Origin of the sequence: Xanthomonas hortorum (assembly GCF_040279205.1) — a bacterium.
Classification (GTDB): Bacteria; Pseudomonadota; Gammaproteobacteria; order Xanthomonadales; family Xanthomonadaceae; genus Xanthomonas; species Xanthomonas hortorum_F.
Map to the genome: position 1 here is coordinate 1 of NZ_JBEOLS010000131.1, position 937 is coordinate 937.

Genomic DNA, 937 nt, shown 5'->3' on the forward strand with positions numbered 1-937 from the left:
CACATGACGGTGCCACGTCGCCCCTGGTCGAAGCTACTGCAATCGCGCTGGACAAAACGCGCGAAGGGTTCGCCGGGTGGCACCGGCCTTTGGCGCTCCAGCAGCACGTACCACTCGCCGGTGAGTTTCTGCACCATCCTGGCCACCTCTTCACCCTGGAAGAAAAGCGCCGTTGGTGGCCCCTTCGCGCCTTGCCAAGGCCTGTCCCAGCGGAAGCCAGGCGGCAGCACAGGCTCGTCGCCAGCATCGACCGCACTCATGCGGCAGCCACCCTTGAATAGAAGGCGTGTTCCTGGCTATCTCGCTCGTTGGCCAACTGGCGGCCGCGCTCGAGCCTGACCACGGCTTGGCCTATCCGCCAGCTGTGCTTCCCGCCGGCTGCGTCGACGGGATCGAGGTGGGTCTGCAGGGCATCGGGGGCCAGTGACATGGCGGGGGATCCGGTGTTAGCGAGTGGGTGTAGCAATCCACTCTAACGCGCCCCAATCTCAATTTTTCAGATGACCACCGGGGCAAGGTAATTTAGGTAACCCGCGAAAGAAAATGCAAATTTATCTAACAAATTCAATGATATAAAAGAATTTCTCAAAGGTAATTAAAGGGTAATGTTCGGGTAACTGCATTACCTTTTGGGAAGGTAATCCAGCCCCTCAAAAAAACCCTTTCAAATCAATGACATTACTTTTTACGGCTCGGAGGATTACCTAGAATTACCCCTAGAAGTAATTGCATATTTATCTTTTATATCAATAACTTACAGAGCATCTCGCCATCCTAATTACCTGGTTACCTCTTCCCGGTGGTCATCTCAAGATTCTGGCTACTGGGCTGCGCTCGATGTGTCGCCACCGGAGGCGCGGCAAGGGACGTTTCGTGCAGGGATCCGCAGGGACTGGCGATCTGTTGAATCCGGCCCGAGCGTCAACGGCGGCGCGCC

The 937-nt window shown here is 56.0% G+C and carries 2 protein-coding genes; both read right to left on the reverse strand.

The annotated features are described in order from the left end of the window. Nucleotides 1–260 (reverse strand): hypothetical protein (locus tag ABS769_RS22470; RefSeq protein WP_317063469.1); only part of this gene is annotated, 260 nt, incomplete at its 3' end. Then, the gene (locus ABS769_RS22475) at nt 257–430 is read right to left on the reverse strand and encodes a hypothetical protein (protein ID WP_350498297.1); all 174 of its coding nucleotides are present in this window, start codon (nt 428–430) and stop codon (nt 257–259) included. The genes ABS769_RS22470 and ABS769_RS22475, both read right to left, overlap by 4 nt. Nucleotides 431–937: the final 507 nt, after the last annotated feature.

Excerpts from the sequence above, each read along its gene's own strand:
- ABS769_RS22475 (WP_350498297.1), bottom strand. The coding sequence starts at position 430 with ATGTCACTGGCCCCCGATGCCCTGCAGACCCACCTCGATCCCGTCGAC.